At 41.8% G+C, this 17,792-nt stretch carries 22 protein-coding genes; 16 read left to right on the forward strand and 6 right to left on the reverse strand.

All coding sequences use genetic code 11. The features are described 5' to 3' along the window. Positions 1-262: zinc ribbon domain-containing protein (locus tag IM509_RS12335; protein ID WP_272079477.1), on the forward strand; the 262-nt coding region annotated here is incomplete at its 5' end. Positions 263-906: 644 nt separating this feature from the next. Next, positions 907-1,215 (forward strand): hypothetical protein, encoded by a 309-nt coding sequence (locus tag IM509_RS12340; RefSeq protein ID WP_249264871.1) that lies wholly within the window; start codon positions 907-909, stop codon positions 1,213-1,215. Positions 1,216-1,780: 565 nt separating this feature from the next. On the opposite strand, the gene IM509_RS12345 is transcribed toward IM509_RS12340, so the two are convergent. Further along, on the reverse strand, positions 1,781-2,734 hold the full coding sequence (locus tag IM509_RS12345) for a branched-chain amino acid ABC transporter permease (protein WP_052277311.1): 954 nt from the start codon (positions 2,732-2,734) through the stop codon (positions 1,781-1,783). A gap of 668 nt (positions 2,735-3,402) precedes the next feature. Between IM509_RS12345 and IM509_RS12350 the strand changes: the two genes are divergently transcribed. Then, positions 3,403-3,975 (forward strand): manganese efflux pump MntP, encoded by a 573-nt coding sequence (locus IM509_RS12350; protein WP_002789282.1) that lies wholly within the window; start codon positions 3,403-3,405, stop codon positions 3,973-3,975. On the opposite strand, the gene queC is transcribed toward IM509_RS12350, so the two are convergent. The 4 genes from queC to IM509_RS12370 all read right to left on the reverse strand — a co-directional run bounded on the left by queC (position 3,964) and on the right by IM509_RS12370 (position 6,206). Then, entirely contained in the window at positions 3,964-4,692 is a 729-nt protein-coding gene (gene queC / locus IM509_RS12355) for a 7-cyano-7-deazaguanine synthase QueC (protein WP_052277313.1), read from the reverse strand. The two genes, IM509_RS12350 and queC, sit on opposite strands and share 12 nt — an antisense overlap. Further along, positions 4,692-5,054 (reverse strand): aspartyl protease, encoded by a 363-nt coding sequence (locus IM509_RS12360; RefSeq protein WP_052277314.1) that lies wholly within the window; start codon positions 5,052-5,054, stop codon positions 4,692-4,694. The genes queC and IM509_RS12360 overlap by 1 nt, the downstream gene beginning before the upstream one ends. Then, positions 5,051-5,368, reverse strand: coding sequence for a hypothetical protein (locus tag IM509_RS12365; protein WP_046661710.1), 318 nt, complete (start codon positions 5,366-5,368; stop codon positions 5,051-5,053). The genes IM509_RS12360 and IM509_RS12365 overlap by 4 nt, the downstream gene beginning before the upstream one ends. Before the next feature lie 220 nt (positions 5,369-5,588). Next, positions 5,589-6,206 carry a 7-carboxy-7-deazaguanine synthase QueE gene (locus IM509_RS12370; protein ID WP_185238076.1) on the reverse strand — a complete coding sequence of 206 codons (618 nt, stop codon included), beginning with the start codon at positions 6,204-6,206 and terminating at the stop codon, positions 5,589-5,591. On the opposite strand from IM509_RS12370, the gene IM509_RS12375 reads away from it, so the two are divergent. The 11 genes from IM509_RS12375 (at position 6,183) to IM509_RS12425 (ending at position 12,977) form a co-directional block, all read left to right on the forward strand. Then, on the forward strand, positions 6,183-6,740 hold the full coding sequence (locus IM509_RS12375) for a Ycf51 family protein (protein ID WP_002781770.1): 558 nt from the start codon (positions 6,183-6,185) through the stop codon (positions 6,738-6,740). The genes IM509_RS12370 and IM509_RS12375 overlap by 24 nt on opposite strands. Positions 6,741-6,759: 19 nt before the next feature. After that, entirely contained in the window at positions 6,760-7,869 is a 1,110-nt protein-coding gene (locus IM509_RS12380; RefSeq protein WP_185238077.1) for an iron-containing alcohol dehydrogenase family protein, read from the forward strand. 329 nt (positions 7,870-8,198) lie between these two features. Next, the gene (locus IM509_RS12385; RefSeq protein WP_228008618.1) at positions 8,199-8,399 is read left to right on the forward strand and encodes a type II toxin-antitoxin system HigB family toxin; all 201 of its coding nucleotides are present in this window, start codon (positions 8,199-8,201) and stop codon (positions 8,397-8,399) included. A 4-nt stretch (positions 8,400-8,403) separates the two neighbouring features. Further along, on the forward strand, positions 8,404-8,625 hold the full coding sequence (locus IM509_RS12390) for a hypothetical protein (protein ID WP_185238079.1): 222 nt from the start codon (positions 8,404-8,406) through the stop codon (positions 8,623-8,625). Between the two features lie 264 nt (positions 8,626-8,889). Continuing rightward, a complete protein-coding gene (locus tag IM509_RS12395) occupies positions 8,890-10,023 on the forward strand; it encodes a HetZ-related protein 2 (RefSeq protein WP_185238080.1) in 1,134 nt (377 codons plus the stop codon). Then, positions 9,975-10,100 (forward strand): hypothetical protein, encoded by a 126-nt coding sequence (locus IM509_RS12400; RefSeq protein ID WP_287716984.1) that lies wholly within the window; start codon positions 9,975-9,977, stop codon positions 10,098-10,100. The genes IM509_RS12395 and IM509_RS12400 overlap by 49 nt, the downstream gene beginning before the upstream one ends. Before the next feature lie 17 nt (positions 10,101-10,117). Then, positions 10,118-10,276, forward strand: coding sequence for a hypothetical protein (locus tag IM509_RS12405; protein ID WP_287633130.1), 159 nt, complete (start codon positions 10,118-10,120; stop codon positions 10,274-10,276). A gap of 18 nt (positions 10,277-10,294) precedes the next feature. Beyond that, positions 10,295-10,453: a hypothetical protein gene (locus tag IM509_RS12410; RefSeq protein WP_002776561.1), complete on the forward strand. Its 159-nt coding sequence runs from the start codon at positions 10,295-10,297 to the stop codon at positions 10,451-10,453. A 2-nt stretch (positions 10,454-10,455) separates the two neighbouring features. Then, positions 10,456-11,988, forward strand: a complete 1,533-nt coding sequence (locus tag IM509_RS12415; RefSeq protein ID WP_185237439.1) for a cryptochrome/photolyase family protein — start codon at positions 10,456-10,458, stop codon at positions 11,986-11,988. A 170-nt stretch (positions 11,989-12,158) separates the two neighbouring features. Beyond that, on the forward strand, positions 12,159-12,500 hold the full coding sequence (locus tag IM509_RS12420; RefSeq protein ID WP_185237438.1) for a translation initiation factor: 342 nt from the start codon (positions 12,159-12,161) through the stop codon (positions 12,498-12,500). A 9-nt stretch (positions 12,501-12,509) separates the two neighbouring features. Continuing rightward, on the forward strand, positions 12,510-12,977 hold the full coding sequence (locus IM509_RS12425) for a TspO/MBR family protein (protein ID WP_052277319.1): 468 nt from the start codon (positions 12,510-12,512) through the stop codon (positions 12,975-12,977). A gap of 365 nt (positions 12,978-13,342) precedes the next feature. Here the strand turns inward: IM509_RS12425 and cobM are convergent, their stop codons facing one another. After that, positions 13,343-14,131 carry a precorrin-4 C(11)-methyltransferase gene (cobM, locus tag IM509_RS12430; RefSeq protein ID WP_052277320.1) on the reverse strand — a complete coding sequence of 263 codons (789 nt, stop codon included), beginning with the start codon at positions 14,129-14,131 and terminating at the stop codon, positions 13,343-13,345. Between the two features lie 193 nt (positions 14,132-14,324). On the opposite strand from cobM, the gene dnaB reads away from it, so the two are divergent. Then, positions 14,325-16,082, forward strand: a complete 1,758-nt coding sequence (gene dnaB / locus IM509_RS12435) for a replicative DNA helicase (protein ID WP_185237440.1) — start codon at positions 14,325-14,327, stop codon at positions 16,080-16,082. Position 16,083: 1 nt separating this feature from the next. Beyond that, positions 16,084-17,661 carry a glycosyltransferase family 39 protein gene (locus tag IM509_RS12440; RefSeq protein ID WP_185237437.1) on the forward strand — a complete coding sequence of 526 codons (1,578 nt, stop codon included), beginning with the start codon at positions 16,084-16,086 and terminating at the stop codon, positions 17,659-17,661. Positions 17,662-17,792 lie beyond the last annotated feature (131 nt).

The following is a 17,792-nucleotide window of genomic DNA, read 5'->3' on the forward strand; positions in this document are numbered from 1 at the left end:
CGAAATAGATAGATGGTTTCCTAGCTCTAAAAGGTGTAGTAATTGCGGGCATATTGTCGAAAAGATGCCGTTAAATGTTCGAGAATGGGATTGTCCAGACTGTGGGACACACCATGACCGAGATGTTAACGCTAGTAAAAACATTTTGGCCGCAGGGCTTGCGGTGTCAGTCTGTAGAGCGACCATAAGACCAGAACAGAGTAAATCTGTTCAGGCAGGTGCGGAACCCCGCAAGGGAAAGAAGCAGAAACCCAAATCGTGAGGTTTGGGAATCACCGTCCGTTTACGGCGGTGAGGATGTCAAGAATTTATCACTCTGATAACACTAGAGGACAAAGACAACAGAAGGTGGGGAGTAGGGGCAATTCATGAATTGCCCCTACTGGCGGGCGCATCGCACGGGTCATCTTTTACATCAGCCGAGGGGCGGCTTCTGTGATAGGCCGCCAATTGCGAATCGAGTTGCTCTGATGAGCTTCTGGTATTGCATTATGAACTGGAGGCGGCGTGAATTCTGCTTAAGGGAAAACGCTATGGCTCAAGTAGCGGTTAGCGAAATTTTGAACCCTATTACCGAATCTGACACACCGCGCCACAATCCCTCACGGAAGGCGATAGGTCGCCTGAGAAGCAGTAAAACAGGGGAAAATACCTGAAACTCTTTCCCCTGTGAATCCCTAAGCTAGGGAGAAGAATATAAAGATTTATTAAATTGTAACTTTTGCTACAGTTGTGGGGGTAGTGTGTATGCTTCCGCTATCTCCCTTTGGTGTTGGGTTGGGGTGTTGCTTTACCTAGCTACGAAGAAGCGATCGCACTACCCGCAATTTCAACAATGGCATGGGCAAGGATGCGCGAGTCTATCTCGATTCGATAGAAACACTACTAAAAAGATTAATATTCATTATGGGTTGGAGAAATTCACTTTTACTAACATTGTTGATTTTGGTTGTTGTCATTGGTCTTGACAAGATTACAGGAATTTCTATCATGGGTGGAGTTGTCTTAGTGACAGCACTTTGGGCAGCAATTGATTCCCATAGAATAGAACTTCATAAGTATAAAATTACAGGATCATTCGTACCATCATTTGGTAATTCATGGTCAGTTTTTTTGTTTGTATTTCTACTTTGGGTGTATTGTTTTCCTGCCTATTTGATTATTAGAGGAAAGATTCTTAAAGGAATTATACCTTTAAGAAACGAAGACGAATAAGGCTACCAATGAATCCAGACTAACTCCCCTCTCCTGCTCCCAGAGGGGTTGGGGGAGAGGTCAAATCATCAAACCATTATCTATCAACGAGTTGCTCATCGCCAAGAAATTTATAAAATTTTCCCTTAGTGCGATAACATGATCTTGTATGGTATTTTCTTCAAACGCAAACTAAAACCTTCCCAATCTACCGAAAAAGAAACCACAAAAGCTGGCTAAATTGTTTCTAAAAATACCATAAATGCCCCTTCATTCAGTAAAACTCGTAGGTTGGGTTGACCCAAGGAAACCCAACAACTTCCTGGAATATTTTCACAATCTTGGTTGGGTTTCGCCTTTTGAGCCGATTGGTAATACCTGCTCAATAATAATAGCTCAACCCAACCTACGGCTGTAACGTTTTCTTTACATTAGCCGGAAGGGGGATATCCGTATCAGCAGGGTGGGTTAGGAGACAGGAGTAGGGACTGGGGAGTTTTTTGCTGTGAACAGTAAACAGTAATCAATTACCTGAAAACTAAAATCTGATCAGTGATCACTGATAACTGATCACTGATCACTGTAATTAGGAATCAACTTGACTAAGAGAGGAACGTCTTTTAAAAGGCATTAGTTTTTTGATTAATTCAGGTGTAATTAAGCCTTGGGGATAAAAAATAGTTCCCAAAACAATTAAAATTCCAAAAATAATCAAACGACCATCGCGCAAGAAATTACCTAACCAAATTGGTAAACCATTCACGCCACCGAGGGCGCGTAAAACTTCGGGCAAAGCAGTTAAAACAATGCCTCCCACCACCGGCCCGACAAAAGTTCTTGAACCACCAATTAAAACGAAAGCCAAGAAAATAATACTGGCATCAAAAGTTCCCTGACGAGAATTCCAAGTATTGAGAAAATGGGCGCTTACCGCTCCCACAACTGCCGCTAAAACCGCCCCGAAAGTGAAGGATAAAACTTTGTGATAGGTGGGATTAATTCCCATGGACGCAGCGGCCAATTCATCGGCACGAATGGCATTAAATGCCCGACCAATTTTGATGTTTTCTAACCGGTAGAGAAACAGCATAGTTAGGAATAAGAGGGGCAAAGCCAGCCAAAGGTAGGCTAATTGAGTGGTGAAAGGTTGGGGAATGGCAAAAATACCGACCGCACCGCCGGTTATCTCGAGATTAAGGGCAATAATTCTCAAAATTTCTACCCAAGCGATCGTGGCAATAGCTAAATAAATACCTCGCAAACGGAGAACAGGAATACCTAAAACTATGGCTAATATTCCCGCAATAATGCCAGCAATTAACATTTCTAAAAAGACCAAAGCCAGGGGATAATTGCTACCGGTATTAGTAAAAACTTTCGTGGAAAGAATGGCAGCCACATAACCACCTAAAGCGTAAAAACCGGGGGTTGCTAAGGATAATTGACCGGCCATTAAGGGCAGATAAACTGAAAGGCCTAAGCTGGCTCCAAATATCATTGAAACAATTAAAAAACCATAGGTGTTAAAAAAGTCAGCCATGTTTTCGGTGAGCGGTTATGGGGTGTTTAAGTTAGGGGAGTCAATTAGCTAATTTTATCACCGTTCTCTCCCACCTCATTCTCCGGTAATTCTCGAAATTATCATGATTTTTTACTTGGCACTTTTCCTATATGGTAGCGTTAGCCCCCTTAAAAGCAGATGGGATGATCGATGATGGGAAAAAGGTATCTTCCTTAACTTTGTCTGGGAAAAAATTCGGGGGAATTTATGAAACAGCAGCATTGGTTGGTTAACTCCGAAAACCGGTTAGTCGGACTCCTACGGCTGAATTTCCTGATAAAATCGCAGTAGCGGGCGCAAAAGTCCTATAAGCTGAGGATATCATCAGTTTTACCCCAGAAGCGATCGATCAGGTGCAGGCGATCGGTGAGGAACCAGTAATATGCTTTTAAACGTTTTCAATTCGATCCTCTCACTAATTAAGTAGCTGGTTATAATTAAATTAAAAATGGATTTTAGGTTCGATCCCCCCTGCCCCCCTTGATAAGGGGGGTGCCGATAGGCGGGGGGATCTGACAACTTTTAACGCCTACCTACTTAGGTTAGAGAAATGATAGATAAATGAGAGGATCATGAGATAAATATGAAAGTTTTTTGGGGAAAAATTAGTTAAGATAAGGGGAAATTATAAGGATAAACAAATATAGATGTTTACTTCACTCGAACTTTTGACCATTTCCTTTGTAGCCGTGGGATTAGCCGCCGATGCCGTGGCCGTTTCTCTGACCAGTGGCCTGATGATTCGTCATATTCATGTTAATAAGGCTTTGAAAATTGCTTTGTTTTTTGGGGGATTTCAAGCGATTATGCCGATGATCGGTTGGGGTATTGGTCTAACTTGTCGCGATTTCCTCGCCTCTTTTGACCACTGGATCGCTTTTATTATTTTAGGGGCGATCGGCAGTAAAATGATCTACGAAGCTGTTCAAAATGATGACGAGGAAAAAAAATTTAATCCTCTAGATTCCTATACTTTAATCGGATTAGCGATCGCTACTAGCATCGATGCTTTAGTAGTTGGTTTGGGTTTATCGATGATTAAAACTCCCTTACTTTTAGCTTGCACTGTCATCGGTTCTATTACCTTTGCTTTATGTTTTATAGCTGTTTTTATCGGGCATAAATTCGGTAATTTATTTAGCCAAAAGGTGGAAATTCTCGGCGGTTTAGTTTTAATATTAATCGGCAGTAAAATCCTTATTGAACATTTAATTGCCTAGATTATCTCCATTTTTCACTATCCTCCCTATTTTCCCCGACTGTTTCAACAGGGGAGTGGCTAATTCGGGATAACCGGCCTCAATTAAAGCCTGATCTCTGATGCGACAGGAATCGCATAAACCGCAGGGTTCAACTTCTCCTTGATAACAAGACCAAGTATCAGCAATGGGAACCCCTAAACTAACGGCACGACGGACGATATCTACCTTACTATCCATCACCAAAGGGGCAATTAATTGGGGTGCTTTCCCTTCTAAACCCGCTTTCGATGATAAATTAGCTAAAGTTTGAAAGGCCTCTAAATACTGGGGACGACAATCGGGATAACCGGAATAATCCACCGCATTAATTCCTAAATATATCGCCTCCGCTTCCCTTGCTTCTGCTAAAGAAAGAGCGATCGAAATAAAAACTGTATTTCTCCCCGGCACATAGGTAATCGGGATAATATTCGGGTTAATTCCCTCTTGGGGAATAGCAATAGATTGATCCGTTAAAGCGGAACCTCCCCACAAAGATAGATTGACTTCGATCAGATGATGTTCTTTAATATCGAGGAAATTAGCAATTTTTTTCGCCGCTGCTAATTCCCGCTCGTGTCTTTGTCCATAACGAAAGGAAAGGGCGATTAATTGATAACCAGCAGCTAAAGCGATCGCTGCTGTTGTCGCTGAATCTAATCCCCCAGAAAGTAAAATAATCGCCTTTTTTGTCATTATCCTAATGTCACCTGTGTTTGTTGATAATTAGCTACTAAGATAAATTGTTTGAGCCACTGGGAACCTAACAAAATCTCCTGAATTGCCTCCCCTGCAAAGACGGGAATTTCGTATTCCTGACCATCAATTCTTACTCTGCCTAAATATATATCAAAAAATGCTTCTCCTTGGGCAGTGCGTAACTTATCTTGGTTTAAAAATGGCCATTCAAGACTGCGAGCATCTTGGTCATTCATAACACAAAACTCCGTGAAACCAGTATCTAGCATAGCTTCTACAGGTAACACCAGACCATTAGGGCTGACTAAATCGATATCAAAATAAATTTGACCATTTTCTCCAAATCTCCCTTCCATCATATTCTGCCACTAACTCCAGTTTCATTAATGCCAAAGATATGATGGATTTTGTCGGGATATTTTGCCCTTGCTTTTTTACTGGCCACTTCTTTGTCGGGATCGATAAAATAATCGCCGCTATCGGGTTCGATCGCAATGTACCAACCATAATAATGTTTCATTAACCGGGGCTGTAAACTCTGAAAAATCGGCCAACAACGATGATAAAATTCTAATTGTCGGGCGCGATGTTTGGCCTTTTCTTCCTCGGTAGATTGAATCTCCGGAAAAACTCGACCACGACGCACTACTCGTTCAGAATTGTTGTTAGACATAGTATTTAACCTCTTGTTAGTCAATTAGGGGTTGGGAATTATGAATTGGGGAGATGGGGAGACCACTTCGTGCGCGTTGCGGGGGGGAGTGGGGAGATGGGGGAGTGGGGAGACCACTTCGTGCGCGTTGCGGGGGGAGATGGGAGGAAGGAGAAAAAAGCTGATAACTGATAACTGATAACTGATAACTGATAACTGATAACTGATAACTGATAACTGACTAGCGGACTCCTAAAAACTTATGGGTTTGGAGACTGAGACGCCATTGGGGATGTCGGAGAACATAATTAAAGACTAACTCTTTGCTTTCTACTGTATTCCATTCGGGTTGTAGATATTTGATCACCCCTTCCGATAACTTACTTTCCTGCATAGCTGCCCAGTCTAAATCTTCTGGATTAGCCACGACAATTTTTAACTCATTTACCCGTGCATAAATACTAGGATCGGGCATTTTATAAGTTTTAGGAGAAAAAGTCACCCAATCAAAAACCCCAGTAAAAGGATGAGCGCCAGAAGTTTCTAAATGTACCCGTAAACCCTGATTTTTTAATTCCTTGGTCAAAGGATCAAGATTGTGCATTAAAGGTTCACCCCCGGTAATCACCACCATAGCGGGGTTAGCCCCTTTTGCCATCTCTACCAATTCCCCCAGGGATTGTTGGGGATAACGGTGGGCATTCCAAGACTCTTTTTGGTCGCACCAAGGACAATAGACATCGCAACCTCCTAAACGGAGGAAAAAAGCATTGCTTCCCGTCCAAAAGCCTTCGCCCTGCAAAGAATGGAAAGTTTCGACCACAGGATAGGTACAATGGTTTATGCTAACCGTTTTCATAGAATTAGTATTATAGAAAATATGGACATTCCCCTGAACTTCGCCAAATACACCCAATGGTCTGGTATTGCCACGCTGGTTTTTTTGGTACTTACGATTATCGCTTTTCTCGTCGGTTGGGGAATCCGCTTTCGTCTCGTCGGTGTCACTAGCTTTATGGCTGTGTTGACGGTGGGGATTTTCGGTCTTGGGTTAGGATTATTTACCCGTACCGAAATTCCGGGAGCGGTGAGATTCTCCCTTGTCTATGATAACGGAGCAAATCAAGCTGTTATCTCCCTGCCCAATACTGTTACTCCCGAGCAGGTGGAAGCAACCCTAAAACAAGCCGCTAGTGACTTGTTTTCCTCCGGTCGCGCCGGTGCTGGCGGTAATAATCAATTTATCATTAGCGCTCGCACTCTCGTTCATCCTCAGCCCGGTTTATCTGCTCCTTTGTACCTGGGACAGATTAAAAAATCCTTCTCCGCCCCGGGGGATAATACTCCTGAACTACAGCTTTTTCCCGAAAGTTTCGCTAAAATTAGCCAATAATCCTTGAGGTTGTCAAAAAATGTCCAATGCTGTCGCTGTTTTGCCCCTGTTAATCGCCCCCGCACAAGTGATTCGGGGTGACAATGCCCTAGAAGAATCCACCGGCAAGTTAGGGGATTTGGGCAAGCGTCCCCTCGTGGTGGGCGGCGATCGCAATTTAGCTTTTTTGTCATCTCCCCTGAAAAATCTCACTCCTAGCTATCACAGTTACGCCCCCGATTGTTCGGAAAATTCCCTAGCATATTTAAAGGCATCTGTCAAGAGTCATGAGGCAGATTTTATCATCGGTGTGGGTGGCGGCAAAGCCCTCGATACGGCCAAATTACTCGCCCATCAGTGCCATTTGCCGATCGCCACGATTCCCACCTCCGCCGCTACCTGTGCCGCTTGGACAGCCCTATCTAACGTCTATTCCGACGCAGGGGCGTTTCTTTACGATCTGTCCCTAGCCCGTTGTCCGGATTTATTAATTCTCGATTACGGTATTATCCAAACTGCCCCGAAAAGAACCTTAATCGCTGGTATTGGCGATGCGATCGCTAAATGGTACGAAGCTTCCGTCAGTAGCGGTCATTCCACAGAAACCCTGATTATTGCTGCCGTCCAACAGGCCCGGGTTTTGCGGGATATTCTTTTCCAAAAATCCCCGCAGGCTCTGGAAAATATCGGCGGGGAGGACTGGAAACAGGTAGTGGATGCCGCCGTTTTATTAGCCGGAGTAATTGGTGGTTTAGGGGGCGCTAATTGTCGTACCGTGGCCGCCCATGCAATTCATAATGGTTTAACCCATATTCCTGCTTGCCATCACGCGCTCCACGGGGAAAAAGTCGCCTACGGAATTCTCGCCCAATTGCGTCTAGAAGAAATAGTTTTGGGTAATCAATTAGCAGTATCGGCCCGGGGGCAACTAATCCAATTTTATGAACAAATTGGTTTACCGAAATCCCTAGAGGATTTAGGATTAAGAGATGTTTCCCTTGCCCAGTTGCGCCACGCGGCCGCAATTGCCTGTCAGCCTAATTCGGACATTCATCGTCTGCCTTTTACGGTTTCCCCGGAACAAGTTATGGCGGCCATGGTTTCTACTACCACTGCCGATACAATCGGGCAGAAAGTTAAAGCTAATTAACGGGAATATTTTCGGGACTTATTAATAAGTAGTCATGCAAAATTAATTACCTGCCCGATCGAGCTAAAACCCTTACGGGGCAATGATCGTCATGTGTAAATAATTTTGCCTAGGTACTTAAAATGCACGTTATTAGTCGGAGGAAATTAAATAAATTTGCCGAAAGGTAAGTGGGTGGGTGGAATTAAATATAAGATGAACGTAGGTTGGGTTGAAGCATGAAACCCAACGCCCGCATAGTTTACGCTACCGCTAACCCATCCTACAAATAATTGTGCCTCCCTAATTATCCTGAAACCAAATCAGCATTAAAAGAATGGTATCAAAAAATGAAGACAGGACAATTTCAGTCCATAGCAGAATTAAGAACCATTTTCCCCAATGCTGACAAAGTAGGAAAACTGACTGTCTTTAACATAGGTGGAAATAAGATTAGACTCATAGCGGCGATTCATTACAATCGACAAAAAATTTATATTCGAGAAGTTTTAACTCATCCTGAATACGACAAAAACAAATGGAAGGAGTAAAAAAATGCCGACGATAGATATAGAGAAAACACGGCAAGCCTGGACAAACTTAAAGCAAATACTCTTTATCCCTCGCAACGAATCAGAATATGAACAATTAGTAATTATGTTAGATGATTTGATAGATGAAATAGGGGAAAATGAAAATCATCCTCTTGCTTCTTTAATGGAAATTTTGGGAATATTAATAAAAAATTATGAACAGGAAAATGTTCCCGAATTATAAATGGTAGGGGGGGTGCATTCCCAAATATTGGTTAACCTTGAAATTGTCATGTTTTCAGGGAGGACACCCTAGTAAGCGATGCGTGCGCCCCAAATCCTTATCCGGCAAAAGACTTAATTGATTAGTTCGTTCTAGTCGGGGGTTGGGTAAAATCGGTGCGATAGGCTTTCTCCATGGCTCAGGTTCTAGCATATATCGTGTAAATGCGCTAATATTCAAACTAAAGCCGTCCTAAAAAGACGGGGTTTGGAACTCAATTTTTCGATGACGACAATAATCGACGAGTTAAGGCAACAATGGCAAGATATCCTCTCTCAAACAGATGACTCCTTAACCGATCGCCAAAGGGATACCATTATCAATTGGTTACTCGGTGAAGATAGCCAACGTTGGGAAAATTTAGATGAGAGAGATTTAGAAATCGCTAAACGGGGATTAGTCTATCTTTGGCAAATTTTGCGGCAACGCTATCTGAAAGTTAGTCCCACCCGCGCCTATCATAACCTGATCGATCGTCTCGGTGCTTGTGTCACTCTCCGGCAAAAAATTCGCACTTGGGTTTCCTTAAGTCGCGATCGTCGGCAAGCGGTGGCCGATGTCTTGCAGGAAGTTATTCAAGAAATGTTAAATAGCGATCGCTATCTGCAATCCCAGTTAGCATGGATCGCTCGTTGTACCAACGATCAAGCTACTCGCGATCGGCTGCTGTTAGCCACCCTAGAGGAATACGCCCTGCGTCCGATCCGCAATCAACCCCTGTTAGCCTATCGTTTTGTTAATTATCTCCGTCGTCAATCGAGAAGCGGTATCACTAATGTGCCGCAGCAAGAAATGATCAGGATTCTCTCCGATGAAATTAGTGGCGATGAGGGGGAAAATAGCTTAAGTTTACTGGATCAAAATGCGATCGCTACCTACGAAGATCAACGCACTTCCCAAGAAGCGCAAATTCAACGGGCAAAAGTTCAAGAGAGTTTTGCCAAGTATTTAGAGGAAAATGTTAGTCGGGAGGCGGTGACTTGGTTTAACCTCTATCTCGGGGGCGAAAGCCAAGATGAGATCGCCTTGGCGATGAATATTCCCGTCCAACGGATTTATCGTCTCCGGGAAAAAGTTGGCTATCATGCGATTAAGGTTTTTGCCCTCAAGGAAGGGACAGAATTAATCAGTGAATGGTTAGAAATCAGCCCGAAAGAGCATAATTTTGGCTTAACTATCAGTCAATGGCAAATTTACTATGCTGGCCTTTCTCCCACGGGTAAAAGCGTTATCGATGGCTTAAAAGCGGGTAAAACCCTTGAGGAAATCGCCTGCGAATTAAACTGTAAACGCACGCAAGTGGTCAAAGAATGGACGCAACTTTATCTAAGCGCTCAAAGTCTCAGGACAAAAACCTAATCAGTTATCAGTTATCAGTTATCAGTTATCAGTTATCAGTTATCAGTTATCAGTTATCAGTGATCAGTGATCAGTGATCAGTGATCAGTGATCAGTGATCAGTGATCAGTTATCAGTTATCAGTTATCAGTTATCAGTTATCAGTTATCAGTTATCAGTGATCAGTTATCAGTTATCAGTTATCAGTTATCACTTCACTGAGAAAACTCCCCACACCCCACACCCCACACCCCACACCCCATCCCCTTTTTGATTTTTGACTTCAAGAAATATGTGGATTATTAGCAAAAAAGTCGGGGTATTTACCCATTATTTAACCCCTACGGGGACATTTACCCCCAGCATCGACAAAGCCAGTAAATTTTCTGCTCGAGAAATGGCGGATATTATGGCTAAAAAATACGGGGGAATAGTAGAGGCAATGAAATAATTATGACCATTGGCATTTGGATTTTAGGGGATCAATTATGGACAGGACAAGCGGCCTTAGCTAATCGTCAAGCCTATTCACAGGAAACACCGGTTATTTTAATTGAATCCCACAATCATATTCGACCAAGACCCTATCATCAGCAAAAATTAGTTTTAATCTGGTCGGCGATGCGTCATTTTGCCGAAGAATTAAAAACTTTAGGATGGTCTGTCACCTACGAAGTTGCTGAAGATTTTGAGCCGATTTTATCTGCTTGGATTAAGCAATTAGGTATTAAAGAATTACAGATAATGATGCCTAATGATTTGCCTTTTCTTAGATTAATTAAAAATCTCAATTTAGACTGTGCTATAACCCTAATTGATAATAATCACTTTCTCTGGACAAGGACAGATTTTAATAATTGGGCTAAATCTCGTAAAAGACTATTACTAGAGGATTTCTATCGAGAAAGTCGCAAAAAATGGCAGATTTTAATCGAGGATAATCAACCCATAGGAGGACAATGGAACTTTGATAAACAAAACCGCAAACCGCCCAAGGATGGATTAAAAACTGCTGCTCCTCTTTGGTTTGAACCCGATGAAATTACCCTTCAGGTTATCGCTGATGTGGAAGCTTTAGATATTCCTAAATATGGAAAAATTAAACCTTTTCGCTGGGCAGTAACCCGCAGACAAGCTTTACAGGTTTTGGAGCATTTTATTACTAATTGTCTGCCCAACTTTGGACCCTACCAAGATGGGATGATAACGGGAGAAGAAACCCTCTGGCATTCCCTATTATCTCCCTATCTTAATCTAGGATTACTAACGCCGTTGGAAGTGATTCAAGGGGCAGCAATTGCCTATAAAAAAGATAATTTAGCCCTAAATAGCATCGAAGGATTTATCCGTCAGGTGTTGGGATGGCGGGAATATATGCAGGGAATTTATCATTATCTGGGAGAAGATTACGCTAATCATAATTGGTTTGAGCATCAACAACCCTTACCGGCTTTCTTTTGGGATAGTAATCAAACCGAGATGAATTGCCTCAAACAAGTATTATCACAGGTGGAAAATACCGGTTATGCTCATCATATTCAAAGATTAATGATTTTGAGCAATTTTGCCTTAATTTTTGGTTGCTCTCCCCAAGAGATTGAAAACTGGTTTCATAGTGTTTTTATCGATGCCTACGATTGGGTAATGCAGACTAATGTACTGGGAATGGGACAATTTGCCGATGGGGGAATTCTCGCCTCCAAACCCTACGCTTCCTCTGCCAACTATATTGATAAAATGAGTGATTATTGTCGGGGTTGTCTGTATAAAAAAAATGAACGAGTCGGGGAGTTTGCCTGTCCTTTTAACTTTCTTTACTGGGATTTTTTGGCACGACATCGAGAAAAATTAAAGTCCCAAGGTCGAGTTAATATGATTTTAGGTCATCTCGATCGAATGTCGGCAGCTGAACTTAATCAAATGCGCTACCAGTCCAACCAATTAAGAGCTATCAGTAGTCAGGATTTAGGAGTCAGGAGGAGATAGGGTGATAGGGTTTTGGGGTGATAGGGTGATAGGGTGATAGGGTGATAGGGTGATAGGGTGATAGGGTGATAGGGTTTTGGGGTGATAGGGTGATGAGACAACTTCCCCATCTCCCCACTTCCCCACTTCCCCACTTCCCCACAACCAAAACCCACTATGATAATTGCTATATGAGTAAATCAAAAGAAAAAAACCGGATTGCCTATCAGGAATTTGGAGATAAAAGCAATTCTCAAGCTTTTGAGCGTTCCATTCCTGAATTACCCCCGAATCAGCAGAATGTGCGAGTACAAACCTCCCGCTCCGGTCGTGCGGGAAAAACCGTTACCATAGTTACAGGTTTTCAATGCCAAACCGAAACTCTGACGAAATTATTAAAACAGTTAAAAACTGCTTGCGGGACGGGTGGTACAGTTAAAGAAAATACCATTGAGATCCAAGGAGATCATCGCCAAAAAATACTACAAATTCTCATTGAATCGGGTTACAAAGCCAAAATTAGCGGAGGATAGCTTAAAATCATGATTCCCTCTTGGTTGCTTATCGGTGTCGTGGGATTTTTGGTAGCGTTAGCTGGGGGGTTACTCAATTCTCGCGATGTACGTTGGTTTGCGCGCTTGCGTCGTCCCGATTGGTTAACCTTTGAAAGATTAATCCCTCTTATCTGGACAATTATCTATATTTGTGGCGCAATTTCTGCTTATTTAGTCTGGGAAGCTCAACCGGCTAATCGCTGGTTTTTGATGGCTTTTTATCTGTTGGTGGAATTGACTATTACTGCCTATACTCCCGTCACCTGTAAACTACGCAGTCTCAAAGCGGGAACGATTATCGGAGGTACGGGTTTTTTCTTGGGTTGTCTTCTGGCACTATTGGTTTTCCCTGTTTCTTCTTGGGCGGCCATCCTACTCCTACCTTACCTGATCTGGAGTCCGATCGGTACCTATGTGACTTGGGAAATGAGCCATCTCAATCCTCGGGATGTCTAGACAGATAAAGTGGGATGGGTTAAAAATTAACACATCCCACAGGTCTTATTGCCATCTACCAACTTAAAAATCTAGACTGTTTTTTCCGCTCTAACTCGCTCTACCCTGCGAGGAATGGAGCAATCAAGGAAGTTAGGAACCTCCTGACGACAGTGAGGACAATACCAGTAGGCACGACTAGCCACAAGGTGACGAAGGGTAATTCCCGAACATATAGGGCAGCTGTGCATGGATTGTTAGACTAATTTTAAACGTTTTTAAAATTGCCCTACCTCCCACTGCCATTGTAAACAAAATCGCCGCTCTTTAAATCTAACTTTAGGTAGAAACCCAGTGTTTCTTTCGATAGATTTCCCAGAAAATACCTAGGTACGAGGACGGAAAAGATGGGAATGTTGCGGGTGATAAAGTTGCGATCGAGTTCCTGTAATCTGGTTTAAAGCGGGACTAATAAGATAAAGGGTAGTTCTAGTTAGATTTTCCCGATGGGTTAGTTGGGCCATCTCTGATAGGGGGACAACCCAGATTTTTTCGTCGGGCCAACCGAGACGGAAACAAACGGCCACCTGTTGCTCTGGTGAGTAGTATCGTAGGAGTTTTTCCTGGGCTTTGTCAATGTGACGGGCGGCTAAATATAGGCATAAACTGGCTTTATGAGCGGCTAAAGAGGCTAATTCTTCACTTTCTGGCATGGGAGAGGCTTTTCCTTCCACCCGGGTTAGAATAATTGTCTGGACTAATTCCGGAATCGTTAATTCTAGGGCCAATTTAGCCGCTAATCCTTGAAAGGCACTAATTCCAGGGATTAGCTGAAAGGGTATATCTGCTGCTGTCAAAAGCTCAATTTGTTCTTGGATGGCACTATAGAGACTTAAATCCCCCGATTGCAGTCGCACCACCGCTAAACCCCGACGCACGCGATCGATCATTAAAGGGATAATTTCTTCTAGGGTGATGCTACTGGTGGGAATTAACTCGGCATCTTGACGAGTATCCTCAAGAATCTGTTTGGGGACGAGGGAATCAGCAAAGACGATAACATCGGCTTTTTGGAGAATTTTATCGGCTTTTACCGTCAATAATTCCGGATCTCCGGGTCCTGCACCAATAAAGTAAACGGCCGGGGAGAGCGCAGAGGAGTCCATTAAAGTCATACTAAATCCTGTTTACAAGGGGTGTGGGGAAGTGGGGAAGTGGGGAAGTGGGGAAGTGGGGAAGTGGGGAAATTTCAACTAAAACCCCAAAACCCTAAAACCCCAAAACCCAACCCCGATCATTAACCTGAACATTTGTATTTAATTAGGGTCAATGACTATAATTAATGATAAAGCACAGTCAGCATTGACAATGATTAGCGATCAATCCCTCCCCCCCCAAAATATTGAAGCGGAAGAATCTATCTTAGGTGGTATTTTACTAGATCCAAAAGCGTTAGGTAGAATCAGTGATTTTTTAATTCCAGAAGCTTTCTATGTGAAAACCCATCAAGATATTTATCGTGCGGCGCTTGCTTTACAAGGGAAGGGAAAACCGACGGATTTAATGACGGTTAGCAGTTGGTTACAGGATAATCATCTGCTGGAAGAAATCGGGGGAATGCCGCGATTGTTACAATTAATTGAGCGCACTGTCTCGGCTGCTAACATCGATCGCTATGCTGAATTAGTGATGGATAAATATATGCGTCGTCAGTTAATTTCCACCGGGGGAGAAATTATCGAGTTAGCCAGAGATACGACGCTAGAATTAGAAAATGTTTTCGATGAATCGGAACAAAAGATTTTTCGTCTCACCCAAAAACGACCCCAGGAGGGTTTAATTTTTCTGGGGGATACTTTAATCGAAACTTTTAACGAAATTGAGAAAATGCAGGAGACGACAACTCTACCCGGTATCGAAACTCAATTTTATGATCTCGATGCGATGACCAGTGGTTTACAACCCTCGGATTTAGTTATTATCGCCGGTAGGCCTTCCATGGGAAAAACTTCTTTTGCTCTTAATATTGCTTATAATATCGCTCAACAGAATTTACCTGTGGCTGTCTTTAGTTTGGAGATGTCCAAGGAACAATTAGCCCAACGTTTGTTATCGAATGAGGCTAAAATCGAAAGTAATCGGATTCGATCGGGCCGTTTGGGACAAAATGATTTAGAGAAGGTTCTTGGGGGACTAGAAAAGTTATTAAATTTGCCCATATATATCGATGACAGTGCTAATTTAAGTGTGATTCAAATGCGTTCCCAAGTGCGGCGTTTACAGGCAGAAAAAAAGGGACAAATGGGATTAGTTTTAATCGATTATCTGCAATTAATGGAAGGAGGAGGTGATAATCGTGTTCAGGAACTTTCTAAAATTACCCGCAGTCTTAAGGGTTTAGCGAGAGAAATTCATGCTCCAGTAATTGCTCTTTCTCAGTTAAGTCGCGCTGTGGAATCTCGCAATAATAAAAGACCGATGATGTCCGATTTACGCGAGTCGGGATGTTTAGCGGGTGATAGTTTAGTTGAGTTAGCAGAACCTCGTGCTAAAGTGCCAATTTGTCAGTTAGTGAATTGCTCTAATTTTACGGTTTTTGCTCTTAATGAGGAAACAATGAAATTAGAAAAAGCACTGGTAACTAAGGTTTTTTCCACAGGATTTAAGCCAGTTTTTCGATTAACAACTCGTTTAGGTCGCACGATTAGAGCTACAGCCAATCATAAATTTTTGACTGTCCACGGTTGGCAAAGATTAGATGAATTAAATATTGGTAATTATATCGCTTTACCTCGCTCTCTGAGTAATTCAGACCTAACTTTTAATTGGGATGAAGTTATGGCAATTCAAGGGGATGGAGAGACAGAAGTGTATGATTTAACAGTAGATAAATTGCATAACTTTATTGCCAATAATATCATCGTCCATAATAGTATCGAACAGGATGCGGATTTAATTATGATGTTATACCGAGATGAATATTATAACCCCGATAGTCCCGATCGAGGTGTAGCTGAAGTAATTATTACTAAACACCGTAACGGTCCCACCGGCACGATTAAGCTACTTTTTCAACCAGAATTTACCAAGTTTCTTAATCTTAAACAAAGCCGTTCTAATTATTAAAATGCAAGCAAATATTAATTATAAAAAAAACAATTGGCTTTTAATACTTTTGGCAATTATCCTAACTCTCGGTGTGGTTTTTCGTTTCACAAATATCGATAAAAAAGTCTATTGGCATGATGAATCCTACACCACCATTAGAACCACTGGTTATCAAGCAAAGGAAATCGCTGATACTATCTTTCAAAATCGTCTTTTATCTACCACAGAATTAGGAAAATTTCAACAACTAAAACCCAAAAGTAATGTTTTTGATACAATAAAATCTCTCGCTAAAGAAGACCCTCAACACCCACCTTTATACTTTATTATCTCTCGCTATTGGGAAAAAATATTCGGGTTTTCTCCCGTTTCTTCCCGCAGTTTAGCGATTGTTTTTAGTCTTCTCTCTCTGCCATTTATTTACTATCTATCCCTAGAAATATTTACATCAAAGTTAACGGCAATTCTAGCAGTAATTTTATTAGCACTCTCTCCAGTTGATATAATATTTGCTCAAATGTCCCGTCAGTATAGTCTTTTAGTTTTGTTAACTATAATTAGTCAATTAATGCTGTTAAAATGCCTCAAAAAAAGAACTCTTGTTAATTGGTCTTTATACACCTTCTCTAATACTCTCGGACTCTACACCCATCTCTTTTTTATTCTTAACTTATTTGCTCAAGCAACCTTGATAATTTGGTATCTTGTTATGAAACCAGAGCGAAAAAATAACTTGATATTTTTCCTGTTATCTGGGTTAACAATGATAATTTTATATATACCCTGGTTACAGGTTTTTTTAACTAACTCTCAAAGGGCCTTTAATTCCACCAGTTGGGCTGCCGTTAACTATCTCGATTGGGGATTGTTCGGTAAATTATGGCTCTTAACTTTTACTTGTCCATTTAGCGATAGCGATTTTGGTTTTAATAACATCTTCACCTATATATATAGACTGATTTTTTTAATCTTAATTATCTATGCTTTTTATCGAGTTTATCGCTACAATCACCCCATAGCTTTTACTTTTCTGATTACCTCAACCCTAGTACCTTTCCTAGCTTTAGTCATTCCCGATCTAATTTTGACCACCACTAGATCGACTGTCACCCGTTATCTAATTGCGACTTTTCCCACTATCTATATAACTGTAGCTTTTTTCTTGTCACAATTGCTTAATCAAGGCAAAATTTTAGGTAAAATTATCTTGACTTTTTTGTTAACTGCTAGTATAATATCGAACTTCAATAATGCTCTTTCCGAAACCAGTTGGGCAAAAGTTCCTAGTTATTGGAATGGCGAAGTTGCCAGAAAAATTAATGCTGTACCTAAGGCCATTGTTATCAGCGACGAAGGTAATGACTGGACTAACTTAGGTGATTTGCTTTCCCTTAATTATCGTCTTAATGCTGATGTACAATACTTCCTGACTACCACTAACCCCGATACCGATAAGTTAAAAGAAGTCCTAGAAATTCCCCAGGCCAACTTATTTCTTTTTCGTCCTTCCAATCGGTTATTACTGACCCTAGATCAATTCGATATTCGTCTTGATGATTTCTATCCTCAAGGTCAATTGTGGCGAGGGAAGAAATAGGTAAATATATAAGTAGGTGGGTGGAATTAAATATAAAATGAACGTAGGTTGGGTTGAAGCATGAAACCCAACGCCCGCATGGGTTACGCTACCGCTAACCCATCCTACAAATAATTGTGCCTACCTACTTA

It is taken from the genome of Microcystis sp. M31BS1, assembly GCF_020245285.1.
Classification (GTDB): Bacteria; Cyanobacteriota; Cyanobacteriia; order Cyanobacteriales; family Microcystaceae; genus Microcystis; species Microcystis panniformis.